18 protein-coding genes and 2 pseudogenes are annotated in these 21766 nt (G+C 59.2%); 7 read left to right on the top strand and 13 right to left on the bottom strand.

Annotation, left to right across the window (positions count from 1 at the left end; translation table 11 throughout):
- Positions 1 to 7: 7 nt before the first annotated feature.
- Entirely contained in the window at positions 8 to 625 is a 618-nt protein-coding gene (locus FJ398_00555; protein ID MBM3836446.1) for a hypothetical protein, read from the bottom strand.
- 399 nt (positions 626 to 1024) lie between these two features.
- On the opposite strand from FJ398_00555, the gene FJ398_00550 reads away from it, so the two are divergent.
- From FJ398_00550 to dgoD, 5 genes and pseudogenes are all read left to right on the top strand, one after another.
- Complete coding sequence (locus FJ398_00550) at positions 1025 to 1684, top strand: SAM-dependent methyltransferase (GenBank protein ID MBM3836445.1); 660 nt, start codon at positions 1025 to 1027, stop codon at positions 1682 to 1684.
- Positions 1685 to 1829: 145 nt separating this feature from the next.
- Positions 1830 to 3017 (top strand): annotated as a pseudogene (locus tag FJ398_00545) (DUF1549 domain-containing protein).
- A gap of 93 nt (positions 3018 to 3110) precedes the next feature.
- Positions 3111 to 5249: a DUF1553 domain-containing protein gene (locus FJ398_00540; protein MBM3836444.1), complete on the top strand. Its 2139-nt coding sequence runs from the start codon at positions 3111 to 3113 to the stop codon at positions 5247 to 5249.
- A 53-nt stretch (positions 5250 to 5302) separates the two neighbouring features.
- Positions 5303 to 6739, top strand: coding sequence for a DUF1501 domain-containing protein (locus FJ398_00535; protein MBM3836443.1), 1437 nt, complete (start codon positions 5303 to 5305; stop codon positions 6737 to 6739).
- Complete coding sequence (dgoD, locus tag FJ398_00530; protein MBM3836442.1) at positions 6736 to 7914, top strand: galactonate dehydratase; 1179 nt, start codon at positions 6736 to 6738, stop codon at positions 7912 to 7914. Before FJ398_00535 ends, dgoD begins: the two co-directional genes overlap by 4 nt.
- A 414-nt stretch (positions 7915 to 8328) precedes the next feature.
- On the opposite strand, the gene rnc is transcribed toward dgoD, so the two are convergent.
- Positions 8329 to 9066, bottom strand: a complete 738-nt coding sequence (rnc, locus tag FJ398_00525; GenBank protein ID MBM3836441.1) for a ribonuclease III — start codon at positions 9064 to 9066, stop codon at positions 8329 to 8331.
- A 10-nt stretch (positions 9067 to 9076) separates the two neighbouring features.
- Positions 9077 to 9721, bottom strand: coding sequence for a hypothetical protein (locus FJ398_00520; GenBank protein ID MBM3836440.1), 645 nt, complete (start codon positions 9719 to 9721; stop codon positions 9077 to 9079).
- Positions 9722 to 9955: 234 nt separating this feature from the next.
- Here FJ398_00520 and FJ398_00515 point away from each other — a divergent pair.
- A pseudogene (locus FJ398_00515) lies at positions 9956 to 10658 on the top strand (hypothetical protein).
- A 137-nt stretch (positions 10659 to 10795) separates the two neighbouring features.
- The gene (locus FJ398_00510; GenBank protein MBM3836439.1) at positions 10796 to 11467 is read left to right on the top strand and encodes a VCBS repeat-containing protein; all 672 of its coding nucleotides are present in this window, start codon (positions 10796 to 10798) and stop codon (positions 11465 to 11467) included.
- A gap of 85 nt (positions 11468 to 11552) precedes the next feature.
- On the opposite strand, the gene FJ398_00505 is transcribed toward FJ398_00510, so the two are convergent.
- The 10 genes from FJ398_00505 to FJ398_00460 form a co-directional block, all read right to left on the bottom strand.
- Complete coding sequence (locus tag FJ398_00505; GenBank protein ID MBM3836438.1) at positions 11553 to 13079, bottom strand: response regulator; 1527 nt, start codon at positions 13077 to 13079, stop codon at positions 11553 to 11555.
- Positions 13076 to 13453 (bottom strand): response regulator, encoded by a 378-nt coding sequence (locus tag FJ398_00500; protein MBM3836437.1) that lies wholly within the window; start codon positions 13451 to 13453, stop codon positions 13076 to 13078. The genes FJ398_00505 and FJ398_00500 overlap by 4 nt, the downstream gene beginning before the upstream one ends.
- Positions 13454 to 13459: 6 nt before the next feature.
- Positions 13460 to 14083: a response regulator gene (locus FJ398_00495; GenBank protein ID MBM3836436.1), complete on the bottom strand. Its 624-nt coding sequence runs from the start codon at positions 14081 to 14083 to the stop codon at positions 13460 to 13462.
- A gap of 254 nt (positions 14084 to 14337) precedes the next feature.
- The gene (locus FJ398_00490; GenBank protein ID MBM3836435.1) at positions 14338 to 17184 is read right to left on the bottom strand and encodes a tetratricopeptide repeat protein; all 2847 of its coding nucleotides are present in this window, start codon (positions 17182 to 17184) and stop codon (positions 14338 to 14340) included.
- A 441-nt stretch (positions 17185 to 17625) separates the two neighbouring features.
- On the bottom strand, positions 17626 to 18060 hold the full coding sequence (locus FJ398_00485) for a type II toxin-antitoxin system VapC family toxin (GenBank protein ID MBM3836434.1): 435 nt from the start codon (positions 18058 to 18060) through the stop codon (positions 17626 to 17628).
- A gap of 5 nt (positions 18061 to 18065) precedes the next feature.
- Complete coding sequence (locus FJ398_00480; protein ID MBM3836433.1) at positions 18066 to 18395, bottom strand: type II toxin-antitoxin system prevent-host-death family antitoxin; 330 nt, start codon at positions 18393 to 18395, stop codon at positions 18066 to 18068.
- A gap of 86 nt (positions 18396 to 18481) precedes the next feature.
- Positions 18482 to 19066 (bottom strand): TIGR00730 family Rossman fold protein, encoded by a 585-nt coding sequence (locus tag FJ398_00475; GenBank protein MBM3836432.1) that lies wholly within the window; start codon positions 19064 to 19066, stop codon positions 18482 to 18484.
- Positions 19067 to 19094: 28 nt separating this feature from the next.
- The gene (locus FJ398_00470; GenBank protein ID MBM3836431.1) at positions 19095 to 19859 is read right to left on the bottom strand and encodes an ABC transporter permease; all 765 of its coding nucleotides are present in this window, start codon (positions 19857 to 19859) and stop codon (positions 19095 to 19097) included.
- Positions 19856 to 20668, bottom strand: a complete 813-nt coding sequence (locus FJ398_00465; protein ID MBM3836430.1) for an ABC transporter ATP-binding protein — start codon at positions 20666 to 20668, stop codon at positions 19856 to 19858. Before FJ398_00465 ends, FJ398_00470 begins: the two co-directional genes overlap by 4 nt.
- Positions 20665 to 21765 (bottom strand): ABC transporter substrate-binding protein, encoded by a 1101-nt coding sequence (locus tag FJ398_00460; GenBank protein MBM3836429.1) that lies wholly within the window; start codon positions 21763 to 21765, stop codon positions 20665 to 20667. Before FJ398_00460 ends, FJ398_00465 begins: the two co-directional genes overlap by 4 nt.
- Between the last annotated feature and the right edge of the window lies 1 nt (position 21766).

Below are 21766 nucleotides of genomic sequence, written 5' to 3'. Positions count from 1 at the left end.
CCGATCCTTATGCGCGTTTCCTATAGGCCCTGAATCCAAGCCAAACGAGCCCCATTGAAATCGCGAACGCAAGGGTCGTAGGTTCCGGCACGGCGATGACACGCGCTGAGAAATTGGCCGGGACAGCACCACCGTCGATCAGAAACGTCGTCCAATTGCCTGCCGTGTCCCTCACCCAGAAATCATCAAAGCTTGCGCCAACGATCGGGGGGTCAAACACTAACAGACCAGCCTGCTCGCCGAGATCAATACCCGCAAACCGCACCGCCCAGGTAAATGTGTTGCCGACCGTCACGGAAAGGCCTTGCGCGAGGACTGTTTGGAAACCCTTGTCCAGCGGGAAAGCACCGCTGCTATAGAGCCGAGTTCCTGGTGCCGTTCCACCCGCGCCGTTATTCTGATAGAAGAACAGCTCGGCTTGCTCATTGCCGTTGGCATTTGCGCCAAGAAAGTACTCAAACTGGAAGTCAGTAATGCGCCGCTCGTTTCCAGCCAGGAACACTTGGTCGCCGAACTCAATGGCATTGCCTGGAAAAAACGTTCGATCCAGGTAGTTCGTGGACGCCGTATTGTCAAAAACTGTTGCCCCAAAACCGTTCGCACAAAACAGTAAGGAGGCCGCCAAGACAACCGACTTCGATAGGTGAGCTTTAGTATTAGTCATAGTTCCCTGAGAGTTTTTCAAAATTCTACGCGTTTTCTATACTCCAGAACTCGCGGCATTAATTGCTTATCTGGTCAGGCTTTTATTCGTTTCAGGCGGTCAAGTCAAGTGATTTCTTGCGATTTTCGGCGCTGATTCAAATGCCAAATTGGCTGCGGAAGTGCTTTGGCTATTTCTGCTTAGAATGATTCTCATGGAGGCATTCCTGGCGCGATGCGTCACGAAGTCGCGTCACTTTTGGCGGGCTAGATTTAGGCGCTAGAGCCGCCAATAGGATGTCGCCACGCGACCAAATCCTCTTGCAACTTTTCTTTGCCGCCCACCAATTGGTGCGGTTCGCAATGATAATTCGCAAAGGCCATGAAAGCAAAATACACACGGCTGACCGACGCGCTTTACGCCTATCTGGCTGAATGCCGAAGCGCCGCTGGTGATCCCGTTCTGGAGTCTTTGCGGACGCAGACTGAAGCCCTGGGGGATGTCAGCCGGATGCAAATCAGCCGTGAACAAGGCAGTTTTCTTACTATCCTCACGACGGCGGTTGGGGCTCGACTTGCCATAGAGATCGGCACTTTTACTGGTTACAGCGCCCTCTGCATTGCGCGTGGATTGGCAGATGGGGGACAGATAATTGCGATCGACCGGAGCCCGGAGTGGACCGCGATTGCGAGGAGGTTTTGGATTCAGGCTGGCGTGGAAGCCAAAATAGATCTCCGTTTGGGAGAGGCGATCTCGGTGCTCGAAGGGATCGACCCCAATCTGGTGTTCGACCTTGCGTTTATCGACGGTGACAAAACTGAGTATGACGCCTATTACGAACTGATTCTGCCGCGCCTGAAACGAAACGGTTTGGTCTTGTTCGACAATATGCTCTGGGGCGGGAGACTCGGCGCGCAATCCGCGGAGGACCCGGAGGGTCGCGCCATAGACGCGTTGAATCGCAAACTGTCCAGTGACCGGCGCGTCGAAACGGTGTTGCTACCCATCGCGGACGGCATCCAGTTTTGCCGGAAGCTGTGAAGGTCCGTGAGGCGGATACTTGCCTCGGCACAGGTCACGAACCTCAAGACAGCTCAGACCAGGTCCCACAGGCCCCCGCGGGCTGGCTTCAACCTTCCTTGATGGAAGATGGCGGATAGCCTATGCTGCGTGGAGTCGCACCGCAATGAACACCGCCAGCCACGTGCCTTTCCTGTTGCGTCCAGCGGCTTTGGCAAGCGTTGCCTGGCTCGCTTCGGTGACAGGGTCGATCGGACTCCAAGGGGCCACGATCTCTGAGGACGTTGAATTCTTCGAGAAGAAGATCCGGCCCGTCCTGGTTGAGCAATGCGTCAAGTGTCACAGTGCGGCCAGCGAAAAGCTCAAAGGGAATCTCCGCCTGGATTCGCGCGCGGGCATGCTTCGCGGAGGCGATACCGGTCCGGCTGTTGTTCCTGGCGATCCTGAAAAAAGCCTGCTGATCCAAGCGATACGTTATTCCAAACCGGACCTTCAGATGCCGCCCAAGAGCCGGTTGCCGAATCAGCAAGTCGCGGACTTTGTCGAATGGATTCAGCAGGGCGCCGTCTGGCCAGCGGAGGCCGCCGCCCGGCAAACGGTGCAAACCGGAGCGGTCGATCTGAACCAACGGCGTCGCTCACATTGGGCCTGGCGTCCGATCGAATCGACGCGACCGCCGCCCGTGATCGACACCGGCTGGGTTCGCAGTCCCGTTGATCAATTCCTTCTGGCGACTCTGGAGAAATCCGGAGCCCGATTTGCGGCTGTGGCAGATAAGAGGACCCTGATCCGTCGGCTCTATTTTGATTTGGTTGGTCTTCCCCCTCTGCGTCAGGAGGTGGAGTCCTTTCTTCAAGACCGTTCACCCGGCGCCTATGACCAACTCGTGGGCCGGCTCCTTGCTTCGCCCCACTTTGGCGAGCGCTGGGCACGGCATTGGCTGGATTTGGTCCGTTACGCCGAGACCCTGGGTCACGAGTTTGACTACCCGATTCACAACGCCTGGCGCTATCGCGATTATGTCATCCGCGCGTTCAATGCTGATGTGCCTTACGACGAATTCGTGATGGAGCATATTGCCGGCGATTTGGTCCCAGTCCCTCGGCGGCATCCCACCGATGGCTTCAACGAATCCATCATCGGCACGGCATTCTTCTGGTTCGCCCAACAGACGCACTCACCGGTCGATGTCCGGCAGCACCAGGCGGAGGTGATCGAAAACCAGATCGACGTGCTCGCGAAAACTTTCCTCGGCGTGACCGTGGCCTGCGCGCGTTGCCACGACCACAAATTCGACGCCATCTCAACGCGTGACTTTTACGCTCTGTACGGCGTTTTCGCGAGCTCGCGATATGCCCAGCGCTCAATCGAACCGGTCGAGGCAACAGCAGAGGTTGTCGATAGATTGAAGTGGCTCAAGGTCGAGATCAGAAGCGCGCTTTCAGGCATGTGGGCCCGGCAGACCAAGAATGTCGCTCAATATCTTTTGGCTGAACGAGCGCTGCAGGCACCTTCCGGAGAATCGTGCGAGCAGGTTGCCCGTGAATTGCGGCTCGATGCAGGCCGCCTTTCGCGTTGGCGCACGGCGCTCCAGCAAACAACAAATTCGGCGCAAGCCCATCCCCTGCAAATCTGGAAGCGCTTCAGCGCTTGCGCAGTCGCTGAAAATCCAGAGGCATTTGCGGAGCAATGGAGCGCGCTGCGATCCGAATCGAAGCCGCCGGCTGAGACCAGCTCCGCAAGTCCGAGCGCGCTTAGCGTGTTTGCTGATTTCCGCTCCCAGGACTACAGCGGCTGGTGTCTCGATGGAGAAGGGTTCGGGCATGCGCCTAGTCCTGCTGGAGAGTGGATCACCGGCACCACCAACCAGCCCGTGGTGAAGATCCTGGCCGAACCCTCCGCGCACAGCGGCGTGGTTTCGTTGCGCCTGCAAGGCACACTCCGGTCTTCAACCTTCACGATTACGAACCGGTTCCTCCACCTGCTCGCAAGCGGTCGCGACGCCCGGATAAACCTGTTCGTCGATAATTTCGGGCTGATTCAAAGCCCGATCTACGGCGCGCTGCGCCAGGTCTTGAATCATGACAATTTCCGCTGGCTGACGATTGATGTGAGCATGTGGATAGGCCACCGCGCCTACCTCGAATTCAGCGACATCTCGACTCCCGACTTGGCCGGCGGCGGGAAAACGGAAGGTTACAGCCCAAAAGGCTTCGTGGCAGTCAGCCGGATTCTTTTTTCGGACGACAAATCTCCGCCGACGGAGCCAACTTCGAACACCGCATTGCCGTTGCTGGGCGAGGCCCCGGTTGATTCCATTGAGGCCCTCGCCGAACGCTACCAACAGGCGGTTAGCGACGCGGTGGATGCCTGGACGTCGGCGACTCTCGCCAAATCGGAAAAGGGACGCGCGCAAATCGCTTTGCTGAATTGGCTCATTCAACATCGCCTGCTCGACGCGTCGCCCCCAGGCGTGACGGCAGAACAAGTCGCGCGACTCGGAAAACTCTGGAACGACTTTCATCAGTTGGAGTCCGCTCTTCCCGTTCCGGCGCGCACGCCCGGCATGGCCGATGGGACTGGTCTTGACGAACACGTCTTCATCCGCGGCAATCCGAAGAACCTGGGCGAGGCAGTCCCGCGCCGTTTCCTGGAAGCGATTGGCGGGGCCGATCAACCAATTTTCAGAGAAGGCAGCGGGCGGCTCGAACTCGCGCGTCGAATCACCGATCCCGCAAACCCTTTCCTGGCGCGAGTCATGGTCAACCGTGTTTGGCATCACCTCTTCGGTCGCGGCCTCGTCGCTACGCCGGACGATTTTGGTGTCCTGGGCCAACCTCCGACCCATCCGGAACTTCTCGACTGGCTCGCGGCCTATTTTCGCGACGAAGCCCGTTGGTCGATGAAGAAGCTGATCCATCTGCTGGTGACTTCGAGCGCGTATCGGATGTCCAGCAAGCCGTCAGACGCCGCGCTCGAAGCGAAGGACCCGGACAACGCCTTGCTCCATCGTATGCGCGTCCGCCGTCTCGAAGGCGAGGTCATCCGCGACGCCGTGCTCGCCGTCTCTGGACGATTGGATCCGACGATGTTCGGTCCCTCCGTGCCCGTGCATTTGAATGAGTTCATGGATGGCCGAGGCCGCCCGGCGAAAAGCGGACCGCCCGATGGCGCCGGACGGCGCAGCATTTATCTCGAAGTTCGGCGTAATTTTCTTTCGCCGATGATGCGCACCTTCGATGCGCCGGTTCCCTTCACGACCGTGGGCAGACGCACGGTGTCGAACGTCCCGGCCCAATCCTTGATCCTGATGAACGATCCTTTCGTTGCGGAGCAGGCGCGCACCTGGGCCAGGCGGTTGCTTCGCCATCCGGAACAGAAATCGGAGGCACGCATCGCGGACATGTTCTACGCCGCTTTTGGCCGTCCGCCGTCGCCGGCGGAACTTTCCGACGCGCTGGATTTTCTCAAGCGTCAGACCGAATCCTATGCTTTGAGCGGCCCGTCGCTGGAGGACAGAGAACAGCCCTGGGCCGATTTGTGCCACGTGATTTTTAACGCGAAGGAATTTATCTTCATCGAGTGAAGCCTCTGCGCCATTGCGGCAGATTTCTGAATCGCCCGTTGACCCGGCGCGAAATGCTTGGCCAATGCGCTGACGGCTTCGGAATGGTGGCTCTACTTGGTTTGTTGAGCAGCAAGGCGTTTGGCACAACGTCGGCTCCAGGGCTTCCCGGAAAATCCAACCCGCTCTTGCCCCGCCCGCCTCAGTTTCCTGCCAGAGCTCGCAACGTCATTTTTCTCTACATGGACGGCGGCCCTTCGCAAGTGGACACGTTCGATCCCAAACCTCGGCTCACGTCCGAGCATGGGCAGCCGTTCAAAATGAAGGTCGAACCCACGCAGTTCAACAACAACGGCAGCACCTTCGCGAGTCCGTGGACGTTCCGGCAACACGGCGCCGGCGGGATTCCTGTCAGCAGTCTTTTCCCACACGTCGCCGAATGCGCCGATGACCTCTGCGTGATCCGGTCGATGGTCTCGAATTTCTCGGAGCACACGAATGCGAATTACTTTCTTCACACGGGACTCGGCCTTTCCGGAAGGCCGAGCATGGGCGCCTGGGTGGGCTATGGCCTCGGAACGGAAAACCAGAATCTTCCGGGATTCGTCGTCCTGAATGGAGGTCTGATTCCGCCGGGCGGCCTGGAGAATTTCGGCAGCGGCTTTTTGCCGGCGACCTTTCAAGCTTCGATTTTTCGCGCCGGGCCAAATCCGCTGGCGAACATCAAACCCGCCGAAGCCGGACCGGAATTGCAGCAAAACAAACTGGCTCTCATGCGGTCGCTGGATCGCCGGCTCCTGGATCGTGCCGGCCCCGTGGATCAGCTCGAATCGGCCATCGCCAATTACGAACTGGCTTTCCGGATGCAAGCTGCGGTGCCCGAACTGATGGAGATCAAAGGCGAATCCGAAGCCACCCAAAAGCTCTACGCGCTGGACGCGGCCTACGAACCGACCCGCATCTTTGGCGCCGAATGCTTGATCGCGCGGCGCCTGATCGAACGTGGTGTGCGCTTCGTCGAACTCACCTGCCCTGTCGTCGGCGGAGACCGCTGGGACCAGCATGGGCAATTGAAGGTCGGACACGAAAACAACGCTCGCGCCGTCGATCAACCGATCGCCGCTTTGCTGAAGGATCTGAAGGCTCGCGGGCTGTTGGACGAGACCCTCGTGATCTGGGCCGGCGAATTCGGCCGAACTCCGTTTGCCCAAGGCTCGGACGGCCGCGATCACAATCCTTTCGGTTTCTCCATCTGGCTGGCCGGCGGCGGAGTCAAAGGCGGCATGATCTATGGCGCCACCGACGAATACGGCTACAAGGTGATCGAGAACAAAGTCCACATCCACGATCTTCACGCCACCATGCTGCACCTGCTGGGGGTCGACCACACGCAACTTACCTTCCGATTCTCCGGTCGCGACATGCGGTTGACGGACGTTCACGGCGAGGTCGTGCATGAGGTTATCGCCTCTGCGATTTCTCCACTTCCTCTTTCCTCGGCATTTCCATGAAGATCACCGCCATCCAGACGCTCGTTTGTCACGCGCGCATGCGCAATTGGGTTTTTGTCAAAGTGCTCACGGACCAGGACGGCCTGTGGGGCTGGGGCGAAGCCACGCTGGAATGGCACACCCGCTCGGTCATCGGCGCCGTCGAGGACATCTCTCATTTGCTGATTGGCCAGGACCCGACGCGCATCGAGCATCTTTGGCAAATCATGTATCGCCAGCATTTCTGGCACGGCAACGGCGCGATCCGCGGCACAGCCATCAGCGGCATCGATCTCGCGCTTTGGGATATCGCCGGCAAAATTCACGGCGTGCCGTGCCACAAACTTTGGGGTGGTCCCGTGCGCGATTACATCCGCCTCTACTGCCATTTGGGCGGCGGAAAGATGGAAGACTTTTATTGCACCAGCCCGGCGGACGCGTCGCGCTTCGCGGACCTGGCGAAGAAGGCGGTGGAGGAAGGTTTCACCGCTTTCAAATCCATGGCTGTGCCGGAGACAATGCCGCTGGAGGGTTTGCAGCCGATCCGTTATGCGGAGGCCTGCGTGCGCGCGATGCGCGAAGCCGTGGGCGACGGTATTGACATCATGGTTGATTGTCACGCCCGGCCCAGTCCGCGCATGGGGATGCTGTTCGCCCAGGCGCTTGAACCTTACAACCTTTACTGGTTCGAGGAGCCGTGCTGGCCGGAAGTGATGGACGACATCGCGCTCATCCAGCGCTCCGTCAAAACACCGATTGCCACGGGCGAACGGCTCATCGGAATTCACGCCTTCCGAGAGTTGCTCGAAAAGCGCGCCGCGAGCGTAATCCAGCCGGACATCACCCATTGCGGCGGCTTAAGCGAAGCGCGGCGCATCGCGGCGATGGCCGAGGCGTATCGGGTGGCGATGGCCCCGCACAATCCGCAGGGGCCGGTCAGCACTGCGGCCTCGCTGGAATTCGGCTTCGCCACGCCGTCCTACATCATCTGCGAGACGGTGCACAGTGACGTGCCCTGGCGGCAGGACATCGTTCGCGAAGGTTTCACCGTGGAAAAGACGGGACGCATCGTTCGTCCGAACATCAAACCCGGGCTGGGCATTGAGATCGACGAGAAAGTAGTGGCGAAGCATCCGTTCCAGCAAGAGATTGTGCAGCGGACGTTCTACAAAGATGGCGCTGCGGGGGATTGGTAATTCGCGAGAGCGTGGGAGCGTTACAGCGTATAGAGCGGTTAAACGAGTTAAATGGGTTAAATAGGTGAAATGAACTGGAACTGGGCTACTGATTTGACCATTCAACCATTCAACTTATTTAAGAGCGTGTCCGAAAATTCCGCGGGGTCCTGTTTTCGCGCCAAAGGCCGGATGGCGAGGCGCGACGAAGGAGAATATCCTCCCTGGATCTTCGACTGAGGAGCAACGAAGCCAGGCGGCCTTTGGCGCGAAAACCCTCCGGGCGGCGGGTCTTTTGTCCGTGGCCTGCGTTGGCTCGGTCCTTACAGCCCGCGTTGGGGATGCTCGGACCTCGCCGCCTTGGCCACAGCCAAAATCCCTCGCCGCAGGACCCCGCGCAATTTTCGGACACGCTCTAAGGCATACAAACGCGGCTCACGGATTATCACCGGCCTCTGATTCCTCCGGTTCATTCGCTTCTGTCGTGGACTGGTGGAGCGCCACCAGAGCGTTGAGCGCGGCTTGAGATTCCGCCTCCTTCTTGCTCTTGCCGCTTCCCCGGCCGAGTTCTTCCTTTCGATAAAACACGGCGCACTCGAAGACGCGATCGTGGTCCGGGCCAGACACGGACAACATGATATAACGTGGCGGCTCAGGCGAGCGGGCTTGCAGGACCTCCTGGAGTTCGCCTTTCGGGTTTTCCAGATTGGGCAACACTTCCAGATCGCCGAACACATCGCGAAACTGGCGGAGAATAAATTCCTGAGCCGATTCAAATCCGCCGTCCATGAAGATCGCGCCCAGCAACGCTTCAAACGCGTCGGCAAGCGTGGACGGACGATCTCGTCCTCCGTTGAGTTCCTCGCCGCGGCTGAGGATCAGGTGCTGTCCCAGTTCGAGGCGGCGGCCATGTTCGGCCAGCGAACGGCGGTTGACCAATTGCGCGCGGGCTTTGGTCAACGGCCCTTCGCCGAAGTCCGGGAATCTTTCATACAACACGCGCGTCAGAACCAACTGCAGAACCGCATCCCCCAGAAATTCGAGCCGCTGGTTGTGGTGGACGTTGTTGCCGTGCTCGTGCGCGACCGACGGATGCGTCACCGCCAGACGCAGCAGTTCGACATCTCGAAAGGCGTAGCCTAAACGACTCTGAAGTGGGCCAAGGTCCGACACAGTCCAAAGTTCAAACGGTAGAGGATTGCGCCACCGCGATAGATTCTTCAGTCGATTGCGATCCGTCCGTCTTGTTCTCGGTTCCTCCGGGGCCGGAACCGCTCTCCTTTTGCGCCTCGGTTCCCGACGCCGCGGGGGCACGCGGGTTCACGCCATGCTCGAGCAACCGGGCGACTTCACGCTGCACCTCCTCGAGTTTATCCAACTTCAGGTTCGGATCGGGAATTTGGAACAGGTCGCCGGTGCCCGCGTGCTCGTAAACAAAAATCCTTTGCTGATGCTCCAAAAGCTGGGCTTTGACCTTCAGCAGACGCTTCCGTTCGAGCATGACGGCGAGGATAAACCGGGCCGCCGCATGGCTCGGATCATTCTGCTCGATGAGTTTGCGCAACAGTGACTCGGCCGTTTCCTTCTGGATCGGATCCGGCGGCGCCGCGGGAGGCACGGTATAGATGCTCTGCCAGTAGGAAATGAAACCTTTGCGGTCCGTCGCGCCCTGGCTGTATTGGGTGCTCCAGCAGTTCTCGCAGACATCCAGCCGCTCGTAAGCGCTTTTGTGATCGAACAGCAAGGTGTGAAAAGGTTCCTTGTCGGCGAACGGCTTGTGGCACGCCTGACAGGCATGCGCGCGGCTCTGAATGTTCCACTCGATCATTGGACAGGCGCTGATGCGTTAACCATTTGGTTCAATTGGATTATTGTCAACTCGGCCGGTCCCTGCAATCTCATTCCACGGAGGGGCGTCCGAGAATCTCGCTGAATAGGCCACGGTGCGCGGCAGACGTCTGTCAGGGTCTCCTGCTCCTAATCTTACTCATAATCTTCATCTCTCCCCAGCGGACACACGGATTAGGATTAAGAGTAGGAGAGAATGACGCTTGTCTGATTCTTGCCCGAGCCGGGGTCGCACCAGTTGCGAATTCTTTCCCCTGCGGTGCTGGAACTGACGCGGATTAATTTCTCAATTATTTTGCGCCACACCGCGCCGCGCCTGAAGGATTTTGAATCCAGCCTGTTCGCTTTCGTCAACCGGGGGCGCATCGATGTTTCCGGCGGCCACCACGACGCGGGCGATTACAGCAAATACACGATCAATTCCGCGGCCTTGATTCACACGCTGGTCTTCGCCGCGGACGCGTTCACCGGAGTCGCGGAGCTGGACAATTTGGGGATTCCCGAAAGCGGGGATGGAATCAGCGACCTGATTCAGGAAGCGAAATGGGAGGCCGATTTCCTCGCCAAAATGCAGGACGCGGACGGCGGGTTGTATTTCCTGGTTTATCCCCGCAACCGCGCGTATGAGACCGACGTGCTGCCGGACCGGGGCGATCCGCAAATTGTCTGGCCGAAAACGACCTCAGTGACGGCGGCCGCGGCGGCGGCGCTGGCTCAATGCGCTTCGTCGCCGGTTTCAACGAAGTTACCCTGAAGCGGCGCGAGCGTATCTGGAGAAGGCCAAAAAGGCTTGGGAATTCCTGGCGAGCGCCATCGCTAAGCACGGCAAGCACGGCTCCTATCAGATCGCCAAGGAACGAAAGGCTCGGCGGCTCGTTATGCCGCGTAATCTGGATGGTCACCGTCGCCGGCGCTGATAAAGAAATCCTCGCGGTGGTTGCCCCGGCCGGAATCGTGACCGACTCCGGCACATCTCCTTCGAGCGTGCGGTAGTCATCCCACTTGGCTGCACTGCCCGACAGAGATCGCCGATGCCGAGACCGCGCCGGAGTTCTTGACGGTTTCGGCCACCTCCGACAATCCGGCGTTGCTGCGGGACTCCAGTTTCGTCTTCGGCGGCGACGGGGCGGATCGAACGCTCGTGATCACGCCGGCGACAGATCAGGTCGGTGGGGCGCGCATCACGCTTTCGGTCATGGATTCCGAAGGCCGGGCGGCAACCGCTTCTTTTCAGGTGCGGGTCGAAGACGCGCCGGCGCAGAAGGGCGATTTCAATGGCGACGGATTGCCGGATCTCATCTTCCAGGATGCGGACGGATTTCTGGCGGCCTGGTTGGTGAACCTGCAAACCATGAAAGCGGTCGAATTTCTCGTTCCGAGCAACGTCGGGGACCGGGACTTCCTCATCGTGGGCAGCGGCGACTTCAACGCAGATGGCTATGTGGACCTGGCGCTGCAATTCTCAGACGGCGCGCTCGCTGTGTGGTATCTGCAAGGCAAAAAACTCATCGGCGTAGGTATTCCTCATCCCGCGGAGACCGGCGACGCAGAATGGCGATTGGTTGCGACGGCAGATTGGGATTCGGACGGGAACACGGATTTTCTCTTTCAGCATCGAACCGAGGGAACACTGGCCGTTTGGTATCTCCACGGCATCAGGCTGACTCGAACCGAATTCCTGACCCCGCACCGCCCCGGCGGAACCTGGCGGGTTGTGTCGCCGTAAAGCGCAGGAATGCCGATGTCCGCCCGGCAATCGACCTCCAGCTGGTTCGCGTTCTGCTGGCCAGGAATTGCGATTTGGCCCGGTTTCATTCGCGCTCCGATCGCGTCGAATGGTCCGCGGTTGAAATCAGGCCGAGTTGTTCCGCAACCCAGGCGTCATCGAAGACGCGCGCGTAGATGCGATTGCGCACGGCGGCAAAGAATTCATCGGTGTTGAACGGCAGGTTCCGCACGGCATCGACTTCATCCACGAAGATGACGAGCGACCGGGCGTGGCGTTTTAGTTCGACCTCGCGGAGGGCCGTGAACAAGCGCTGCACGGGGCCGAGTCGCTCATGCCGCAGCCAAAAATCCTCGAACTCATCTTCCAATCGCAACGCGCGTCCGATGCGGCTGAGCAACCCGTCGTACCATTGCTCCGGGGTCACGTTCTGGCCGATGGCGGTCAAATCGAGGGCGACGACACTGACGCCGCGCTCGCGCAGTTTGTGCGCGGTGCGGACCATGAGCGAGGATTTGCCCATTTGCCGCGAAGTAAGGACGTAGCACAATTCGCCGCGGAGCAGGCCCTCGAACAGTTCTCGATCCGCCTGCCGCTCCACGTAGGAAGGCGAATCCGGACGCAGCGTGCCTTTGTCGTGGAAATAGCCGGCGCCGGCGCGGTGCAATTCCTGCAGCCGTTTCTTGGCCAGGGAAGACTCGATGCGCGCCAGCAGGAGCGTCGTGTTGCAGGGTTTGGGCAGGAAATCGTCGGCCCCCATTTTGATGCAATGCACGGCCGTGGCGGCTTCGTCGGAAGCCGAGAGCATGATGACCGGGATGGGGGCGAGCGCGGCGTCGGCTTTCAACTGAGCAATGACTTGGAAGCCGTCCAGTCCCGGCATGACCATGTCCAAGAGGATGAGATCGACGGACCGGCCGCGCAGCGCCGTCAACGCTTGGTCGCCATTCTCGGCCAAAAAGACTTTGCAGCCTTGCCGCCGCAACCGCCGCTCCAGCATTTCCCGGTTCAACGGATCGTCATCCACAACCAAAATGGCGGCGTCGGCCCAAACCGGGGAAAGGGTGGTATCGGGCAGCGCCGCGGCCTGGGCGGGCGGCGCGGGCCAGATGGATTCGAGAAGGCCCGGGTCGGCCGACGGCGCGCCTTGACCGCGGATCAGATACATCTCCAAGAGGTCCAGCAGGAGGAACGCGGCGGCGCGGATTTTGCCGAGGTCAGCGTGCACCATGGCGCGGCCGAGCTCGAGCGCTTGCTCTTGGAGAATTTCGCTGTAGCCGATGATGTGGTTCAACGGCGTGCGCAACTCGTGCTGCACTTGACGAAGATCGGGATTGGCCGGCTTTACTTGCTCGGGGTCGAAGTAGTAATTGACCAGCGACAAAACCTGCTTTCCGCCGGTGAGAATTCTCTGGAGATCCTCCGCGAGGTTGGGCCAGGCCGGATCCTCGGGCTCGTCTTGCAGCATTTCGCAATAACCCAAGACATGGTTGATGGGCGTGCGCAGGTCGTGCCGCACTTTGGCCAAATGCAAACTCCGCGCGCGGGCCGACTCGGGCTTGGAACGGCGAACCTCGGCTGCCGGAGTTCCAGGTGAAGCGGTCGAACTCATGCGCGCGGGCGCCGGTCCAGTTGCGCCTGAATCTTCCCCAAGAGCCGGTCCAGTTCGATGGGCTTGGTGTCGAAATCGTCGCACCCGGCTTCGCGCGCTTTCTGTTCGTCACTCGACATGGCATGCGCGGTCAGGGCAATGATGGGAATGGCTTGAGTGGCGGCGTCCTTCTTCAACTGGCGCGTGGCTTCCCAGCCATCCACGACGGGCAGGCTCATGTCCATGAGGATCACGTCGGGCTGCTGTTGACGGGCGGCGTCCAGGCCTTGCTGGCCGTCGAGCGCGAGGACGACCTGATGGCCGCGGCGTTCCAACCGCCGTGAAAGCATGTCGCGGTTCATTTCGTTATCTTCGACGAGGAGGATGCGGGCCATAGGAGGTTACCTTTCTTTGCGTCGGTGCGGGGCGTGGGCCATGACCAAGCGCCGGATTTCATGGAGGAGTTGATCGAGACGGTAAGCGCCCTTTTCGAGGACTTGCGTGACGTAGCCGTTGAGCCGGCGGCGATCATCTTCCGTGAGGTCTTTGGCCGTGATGACGATGATCGGCACAGCCTGGCCCTCCGGCTGTCGGCGAAATTCCCGGACGAACTCGAAGCCGTCCATCTCCGGCATCATCACGTCGAGCGTGATGACGTCGGGTTGCAGCTTCCGCGCGAGGTCCAGTCCCGCCGGGCCGTTGTTGGCCGTCGCCACGCGCCACCCCTCTTTGGCGAGGACGCGGCTCATCAAGTCGAGCACCGCGGGATCGTCGTCCACGACCAACACCGTCGTGCTCGCGGATGGCAACAGGTTGGACGGATCGGCCGGCGCGGCCTTGCTCGTTTCGTTGTCCGGGAGACGGGGCGCCTCGGCCGGGAGAGTCACGGTGAAGGTCGAGCCCTGTCGCCATATTCGTGCGAGGCCATCCAGAGTCGGGCAAATAACGATGTTCATCTTGGGTCGGAAACCGTGCGGCACTTTAGGGCCGAGCGCAAGTTTCACCAATCCAGTCCGAGCAGCCAAGCGGATTTACTGTGCCTTCCCGGTCGAACACGTTTGCACTCATGCTCACTGAATGCGTTGAAGCTGATGGTGGCAACAATTGGGATTTCTGTGCGCCCCCCCCGACCGTGCCATCCATCTGGATGGATGGCCAGCGTAGGGCGAATCACACCAACACTTCGCCGCAGATCATCCGCTGGCCTAGAGAATGATTGCCACTGCACCAAATCGTTCTCGTCGAGCCGGAGCTTGACGGGCGGTGGTCTTGTTCTGGCTCATGGCTTCCCTGCACTGGACAATCCGAGCGCCTGTGGCCGTTGGAGCGGATAAATCACGATCGCCTGCGCGGCGTGATCGGCGGCGGCGTTGGCGCGGCGATGGATCGCGATGGCGCGGTCGCGCGCGTTGTCGTCGGGGCGGTACCGCTCGTGAAGCTTCCGATGCTCGGCGGCCTTGGCGTCGTCGCCAAGCTGGGTGTGGATCAGCATCAGATTGTAGTGAGCCGTGAGATTCTCGCTGTCGAGCGCGAGTGTTCTTTCAAATTGAGCTTGGGCCTGGAGCAGGAACTCGCGCCGGCGTTCCTTGTTTTCTTCGCCTTGCTCCAGTTTGGCGCGCTCGACCAGCGTCTGGCCGAGTTCGTTGATGACTTCGTAATCCTTGCTGAAATCGAATCCGCGCTTCTCCAACTCCGGATAGCGGTCTTCCAGGATGCTGCGGAATTCCGTGATCGCTTTGTCCAGAAATCCGTTCTGTTTGTTCACCAGTCCGTTGAACCACGCCACCGTCCAGCGCGGGGCGGGCGGGTTGAATTTGACTGCGCGCTGCAGGGCGGTCACGGCGTCGTCCAGGCGGCCTTCTTTGAAGAAAACACGGGCCTGGTTGAGCGGGCCGTCCGCGTGGCCCAGTTTTTCCACTTCGGAAAAGGCCTGGGCCGCCTGGATCAATTCGCCTTTTTCGCTGCCTTTGTCGCCTTTGAGCAAGAGGCCGATGCCGTAGTCATTCCAGCGCTGCCATTCGGGAATGGTTGAGAGTTGGGAGTTGAGAGTTGAGGGCAGCGCCTGGCCACCTTCGACCTGGAACGTCACTTTGTCCGAGGCGATCGTTGTTATTGGGAGGTCGTTGATCACCTGGAGTGGCGCCCCGTTGGTGTAGCCCTGCCCCAGGACGTAGTTCATGTAAATCGTGTCGAACTTCCGATATTGGAATTTCACCTCGACCGTGAGCGGCTCCGTCGCATCCTCCGGAACCGTGAGCGCATAGTGCACGACCTGCGCGGCGCCTGGCGGAATCTGGTTATTGTAGAGCGGCGTGAAAATGTCCTGCGGATTCCGGCGGTCGATCCGATTCCCGTCCTTGTCGAGCATGTACACGTTGACGAAGTGCGACCAGGGATCGACTTCGTTGAACGGGCCGAGACCCCCGTTGCGGCCGATCACCCGTCCACCGCTGCTGACTTTCACGTCGGTCCAAAGTTCGTTTGAATCGGCGGTGCCTTGCGTCAGGGGGTGCCCCACGGTCAGAGTCCGCAAAACCACTTCCAACAGGTAAGTTTGGCCGCGTTTCAATGCCGGCACGTTGGGCCGCAGCGGCGCAATGAGGGGGCTGTCAATCGTGCCGCCTTCCTTGACCCCGAAAATATCGACCCGCGCGCAGTCCTTCAGAAAATCCTGATGCGCCTTCACGATGTCCGGCTGGTTGCGGAGGTGAGCCACGCCCGTGTTCGCCGCCGGAAACAGATGATCGTGGATGAACCGCGTGGAGCGGTTCGTCGGATTGAAGAAGTTCGCGCCGAAATCTTCCGACGCCTTCAGCGGCATGTGGCAGCTCGCGCAATTCTCCTTGGCCTTCGGCGGATAGTAAAAGCTTTTGGCGTTGTGACCGGACACGCCGCTTAACAGAAAGGTGTCGTAGTGATTCTGGCCGCGAAGGAATTCCTTGTAGTGATTCAGTTCGTAGGGAAGGCTGACCTTGTGGCAGGTCGAGCAGAACTCCGCGTTCTTGTGCAGCGGCTTCAGGAAGGTTTTCTTGTGAAACTCCGGTTTGGCTTTGACGAGTTGCTGGTTGATGAACTGAAGGAATCCGTTCGTGCTGAAAGCGAACGGGTAGTGAATCGGCTCCTCGATCGTGTAGTCCGCGTTGCCTTGCGTGCTGTTGACATTGACGATCGCGTGGCAGGCCGTGCACGTGATGCCCGCCTGCGAGGTCGGATGCTTCTCCAGGTCGAAATCGGGATCGTCAAACGCGCCGCTGAAGAACGGCACCACGTCGTGGCAACCCGCGCACCACCGCGACGCCTTCACCGAGCCATCCCGTTTCAGTGACACCTGGCGCGTCTCGCGGACGCTGAACAGGTACGGCTTGTTGTTGAAGGAACTGAAGTGATGCGCGCTGTGAAACCAGCCGGCGTAAGCGTCCTGATGGCATTTTAGACAGTAATCGTCCATCATCAGCGTCCGGGCGGGGATGAAATTTCCGGATGCAGTCCGCGCCAGCGAGGGCAGAAAATATTTTTCCCCTTCCTTTGGCCCTTGCACGTTCCACTTCCGCGGATCCTGCGCATGCAACAGGACCATCGCGGCCACGACCACGCCCACGACGCCGGCCCAGGCCAAGCCGACGCGCCATTTGATTCGGGGTCCCGCCAGCCGATGAAGGATGTAAAGCCAGACCGCAAGCACCGGCGTGATGACGTGCGCCCAGTAAGCCATCGACCGGACATTCGGGTTCTTGATTTCAAAGAAATCCAGCCGGGTCAACGCCACTCCGGAAAAGAGGAGCACGAGACACACTCCGAACAAACCAAGCCCCACCCGCACGGCTCGCCGATTCGGGCGATGATAGGAGTTCTTGATGTGAACCGCGGCAAAAACTAGAAAAGGCACAATCAAAACCAGGCCCAACACGAGGTGGGCGAGGAACATGTACTGATAGAAATAATTCTGGTAAGTCAGCTTCGTGGCCCATTCCAGAATCGTAACGCTGAGAAGATAGGCGGAATTGGCGCCAAGGATTGCGACCAGTCCAAAGACAAAGAACAGCAAAACTCGCAGGCGCGGGCCAACCGCGCGGAAGTATTTTCTTTTCGGCCCATTGCCGATCGGTGGAGTATTCTCAGCAGTCATGAGTCATGGCCTTGAAGGCCAGCAAAGGAATCATGCTATTCTTTTCCGTCTGCGGCAAGCAGCGCATGGCGACACTGGAAAACCTGCCGGCAAACAGACATCGAGGCATTCCTGCTCCATAGACCGCAAGACCAGGCTCGCAACTTACGGTCCCGAGGCCAGCGTTATTGGCAATCTGTTCCGGCACTGACATGGCGCGCCAGTGAGATATTTTTCTCCCAGGAACCGAGGGATCGAAACCGCCGAGGGGCGACAGGCGTTCGGCGAGGGGCAGTCTGAGGGATCAGGGGGTGAAATGCCAAAGTGTGGAATTCCAGCAGGCTCGTTTTGGGATCGAATCCACCTTTTGCCGGATCGAACTTGGAGCAAACAGCCGTTTCGATGCTTTCTCGTTTTGGGAGACCGTTCTGGCGAACTCAGGACGAAGAATTTCTCCCGGAGCTATTCTGCTTGCGGGAGCCGAATAAGCGAGAGCCCGATCAAATCCGACGCGTCGCAGACACGCTGGTCACTGCTGCACATTTGATCGCCACCATGTAATTCCGCAGTTGCAACATGAATCGCATCGAAAGTTCGGAGCGGCACTTGCGGATGGCATTGTTCAATGACAGCGCCCGCCCGCTCGATCACATGGCGATCCAGAGGAAGCAACAAGAACTCTTGATCGCGGACCTTCTCCTGAAACAAGGCCCAACCAGTAAGGCGGTCGCGACGGGAAATCCGCCCTGCCCGCTCTTTGCTGAGCAGGGCGGATCGAACCTCCGCCACGGCCAGTTCCGATGTAACAAGGAATTGGCCGATCACCAGGCGGTGATACGCTTCGCTTTCCGGTTCGCGACTGACCAGTTTGACAATGACGCACGAGTCGAGGTACATGGACCTTACCAGCCTCGACCATCACGATCAGCGCGAATGATTTCCTCCGCGAACGGACCCGCGGTTTGCACGGGCATCGTCTTGAGATGTTCCCAGGTGCCGGTGAATTTTTTGCGAGCCGGTTTGTGCACTGGCGAAAGCACCGCCTTCGGGTTGCCATCGCTGGTGATGGTGATCTCGCGTCCGCTTGCCACCAGCTCCAGGAGCGCCGAAAGCTTGGCCTTCGCGGCCCGCACTGGAATCGAAAGGCCTACCCCAGGCAGAGCCACGGTCTCTTTCAAGATCATGGCTGATGGCACATGCTCCGGGAATTGGAATGTCTTTTTTCTCTTCACGCGCCCAATGTAGTCACATGTAACCACATTTCAACTCTTTTCTTCAAAATTCTTTCTGGAGATTGGGATATGGGATGCCGGCGTTTTCAAATCGCCGCGAATTCGCGGGCTTCGGCTGGCCAGCGTGGCGCATTTTGAATCGCGGGAATCACATCCTCCGGCAGTTCAGCCGCGCTCCACAACTCCCGATGCCTTGGATCCATGAAGCGCTCCTGGATGCAGCGCTCAAGCAACTCCAAGGCGGGCCGGAAGAAATCGCGCGTGTTCACGATCACGATAGGATTGAAGTAGAGCCCCAGGCGTTTCCATGTGATAGCCTCGAACAGTTCTTCCAGCGTTCCGCAACCGCCCGGCAGCGCGATGACCGCATCGGCGCCTCCGATCATGAGGCGCTTGCGTTCATGGAGATCGTGGACCAACCGCAGTTCCGTCAGACCTTTGTGCCCCCATTCCAGGTCGTTCATGAAGCGCGGCAGAATGCCGATCACCTTTCCGCCCTCGGCGAGGGCGCCGTCTGCGAGCTGGCCCATCGAACCCACCGCTCCACCGCCATACACGATGGTCACGGAATGCTGCGCAAGCACCTGGCCAAGCCGATTCGCAGCTTTCAGATACGCGGCGTCAATTTGGCGGCTCGACGCGCAGTAAACGCAGACACGTTGAATGGTCATTGGGTCAAGGCGTTAGTTGAGAAAAACTCTACTTCGCCGTTCCCCAGCGCCGATGCAAGAAACGCTCCATCGGCGAGAACAGGATTTTGTCTGCCAACAACCCGATGAGAACAATCACGATCATAATGCCGAGGACCTGGTCCATTTCATGCAGTTCGCGACCATAGTGCAGGACTTGGCCGAGCCCAATTCCGGTCATGATGGTCACGTAAATCTCCGCCGCCATCAAGGAACGCCAGGAAAAGGCCCAGCCCTGCTTCATACCGCTGACGATGAAAGGTAGCGAGGCCGGGAAAATGACCTTGAACCACGTGTGAAGACCGGACGAACCCATGGTCCGTGCCGCGCGAGCGTAAATAGGGGGCACGTTGCGAACTCCCGCGTCCGTGGCCAGGATGATGGACCAAACGGATCCCATGATAACGATGAAGAAAATGGCAGCTTCGGTCTGGCCAAACCAGAGCAACGCCAGCGGCGCCCAACAAACGCTAGGCAACGTCTGCAAACCCAGAGCTAGCAGTCCGATGGTATCTTCACAGAATTTGAATCGCGCGTTCAGCAATCCCAAGGGCAGGCCGGCTCCCAGGCCAATGGCATATCCGAGCAGGAGCCGTTTCAAAGTGATGAAGCTGGCGTCCAGCAGAGAGCGGTCTTTGATGGATTCAAAAAAATATTTCCCAATCCCCAGCGGCGATGGGGCCATCACCGGCGGCCAGATCCCTTCGCGCACCAAGATTTCCCAGATGCCAACCACCACCGCGAAAAAGAGCGCGAAAACCATCCATCGCTTCATTCGGTCACCTCCAACGTCTCGGTCTTCAAATGGCGCTTCAACGCGCGCGTGATCTCCGTGGAATATTTGGCCAGATCGACGCTGCTGATGTCGCGCGGCCTTGGGAGATCGACCGTGAACTGCTCCTGGATGCGTCCGGGATGCGGCGAGAATAAAACCACCCGATCGCCCAGACAGGCGGCTTCCCGGACGTTGTGAGTCACGAAGACAATTGTTTTCTGGCGTTTCGCCCAGATTCCCTGGATATCGCCGTAAAGTTGTTCGCGCGTCAAAGCGTCAAGGGAAGCGAACGGTTCGTCCATTAACAGGACGCGAGGGTTCGGCGCCAGAGCCCGAGCCAGAGCCACGCGTTGTTTCATGCCCCCCGACAATTCATGAATGTTCGAGCGCATGAATTTGTCCAACCCGACCAGATGCAGGTAAAATCTGGCGACCTCGCGGCGCTCTTTGTTCCCCAGATTGGGCTTGAGCTTCAGGCCAAAAAGAACGTTGCCCATCACATCCAGCCAGGGAAAGAGCGCCGATTCTTGGAACATCATCATCCGGTCGCTGCCGGCGCCGGTCACCGCTTTGCCGTCAGCCAGGACTTTGCCGGTATCTGGCATCTCCAGGCCAGCGATGATGTTGAGCAAAGTCGATTTGCCGCAACCGCTCGGGCCGACCAGGCAGACGAATTCGCCCTCACGCACGTGCAAAGTGACGTTGTCCAGCGCATGCACCGAGCCGCGCTGGGTCCGGAAGGTTTTGGACACTCCTTCCACGACCAGTTTTTCGGGAGGGACGTTGAGCAGTTCGGTATCGACGCTCATGGAAGCACTTCCTGCTGCGGGCCTTTTTCTCTGAGCACTTCGTTCAGCAGCCTCAATTCGTAAATGCGCGAAAGGTCGGGTTTCTGGCGGAGGAAGCCGATTCGATGCGCGTCTTCGGCGGACTTTAAGAGCGACGCACGAATCGGATCCGGCGTAAGTTCCAGGCGCTTCCACGCGCTGTCGAGTATGGTCTGCGGGAGGGCGCGCGTGGTTTCCGCTTTGATTTCCTCGTTAAGCGCCCTTTTGGCGTCGTCAGGATTCCGATTGATCCAATCCGTCAGTTCAACGTGCGCGGCGATCCACTTTTTGAGAAGGTCAGGCCGCTCCTTGAGAAACCGCACGCTGCTGACCAAATGGGTCGTGACGTATTGCCCCCTGGTTTCCGGCCAAAGCTTGCTTTCCTCGAAATAGACCTTGCCCTTGGCTTCAAGCATCAGTCGGGTCACCCAGGGTTCAACCGTCCATACCGCATCCAACTCGCCTTTTTGGAAGAGCGCGAGCTGGTCCGGGTTGGACGTCGGGACGACCAAAACGTCGCCCCCGGTCATGGTGACTCGATGCCCCCTGGATCGCAGCCACGAGCGTGCCGCGACGTCTTGCGTGTTGCCAAACTGAGGCGTCGCCACTTTCTTTCCCTTGAAATCTTCGTCGGCGTTGATGCGTCCGTCCGGTTGGACAACGAGCGCCGCGCCGCCGCTGCACGCTCCGGCCACGATCCGGATTTCTTCCCCGCGCGCTTTGAGATGGGCGTTGATCGCGGGGCTTGGGCCAACGTAGGTGAGATCGATGGCCTTGGTGAAGATCGCCTCCATCGCGGACGGGCCTGCGTTATAGACAAACCATTGAATTTCGATGCCGGGCCCTAAGCGCTGTTCAAACCAGCCCTTGCCTTGACGCGACAACCCGTGGGCAATCACCGCCTGCGCGTGAGTCAAGTTGGGGAAGTGCCCTACGCGAACCACGATCTTTTCTGCCTCGACCGTCTGTGCTGCCGTCAGTCCGAGACCTACAAATATGCCGAGCAGTTTCGTGAAGCCGGCTCTCAAAACGCTTGCTGTCCAGGCCAACCCTCTTAATCCATTTAACTCATTTAACATG

The organism is Verrucomicrobiota bacterium (assembly GCA_016871535.1).
GTDB lineage: Bacteria > Verrucomicrobiota > Verrucomicrobiia > Limisphaerales > SIBE01 > VHCZ01.
This window is presented reverse-complemented; position numbering and strand designations above follow the sequence as displayed.

What these genes read in the sequence shown, in the direction of transcription:
- FJ398_00460 (MBM3836429.1), bottom strand. Translation starts at nt 21,765, where the DNA reads ATGTTAAATGAGTTAAATGGATTAAGAGGGTTGGCCTGGACAGCAAGC.
- FJ398_00535 (MBM3836443.1), top strand. Translation starts at nt 5,303, where the DNA reads ATGCTTGGCCAATGCGCTGACGGCTTCGGAATGGTGGCTCTACTTGGT.
- FJ398_00470 (MBM3836431.1), bottom strand. Translation starts at nt 19,859, where the DNA reads ATGAAGCGATGGATGGTTTTCGCGCTCTTTTTCGCGGTGGTGGTTGGC.
- dgoD (MBM3836442.1), top strand. Translation starts at nt 6,736, where the DNA reads ATGAAGATCACCGCCATCCAGACGCTCGTTTGTCACGCGCGCATGCGC.
- FJ398_00505 (MBM3836438.1), bottom strand. Translation starts at nt 13,079, where the DNA reads ATGAGTTCGACCGCTTCACCTGGAACTCCGGCAGCCGAGGTTCGCCGT.
- FJ398_00475 (MBM3836432.1), bottom strand. Translation starts at nt 19,066, where the DNA reads ATGACCATTCAACGTGTCTGCGTTTACTGCGCGTCGAGCCGCCAAATT.
- FJ398_00465 (MBM3836430.1), bottom strand. Translation starts at nt 20,668, where the DNA reads ATGAGCGTCGATACCGAACTGCTCAACGTCCCTCCCGAAAAACTGGTC.
- FJ398_00520 (MBM3836440.1), bottom strand. Translation starts at nt 9,721, where the DNA reads ATGATCGAGTGGAACATTCAGAGCCGCGCGCATGCCTGTCAGGCGTGC.
- FJ398_00550 (MBM3836445.1), top strand. Translation starts at nt 1,025, where the DNA reads ATGAAAGCAAAATACACACGGCTGACCGACGCGCTTTACGCCTATCTG.
- FJ398_00500 (MBM3836437.1), bottom strand. Translation starts at nt 13,453, where the DNA reads ATGGCCCGCATCCTCCTCGTCGAAGATAACGAAATGAACCGCGACATG.
- FJ398_00490 (MBM3836435.1), bottom strand. Translation starts at nt 17,184, where the DNA reads ATGACTGCTGAGAATACTCCACCGATCGGCAATGGGCCGAAAAGAAAA.
- FJ398_00540 (MBM3836444.1), top strand. Translation starts at nt 3,111, where the DNA reads ATGTGGGCCCGGCAGACCAAGAATGTCGCTCAATATCTTTTGGCTGAA.
- FJ398_00485 (MBM3836434.1), bottom strand. Translation starts at nt 18,060, where the DNA reads ATGTACCTCGACTCGTGCGTCATTGTCAAACTGGTCAGTCGCGAACCG.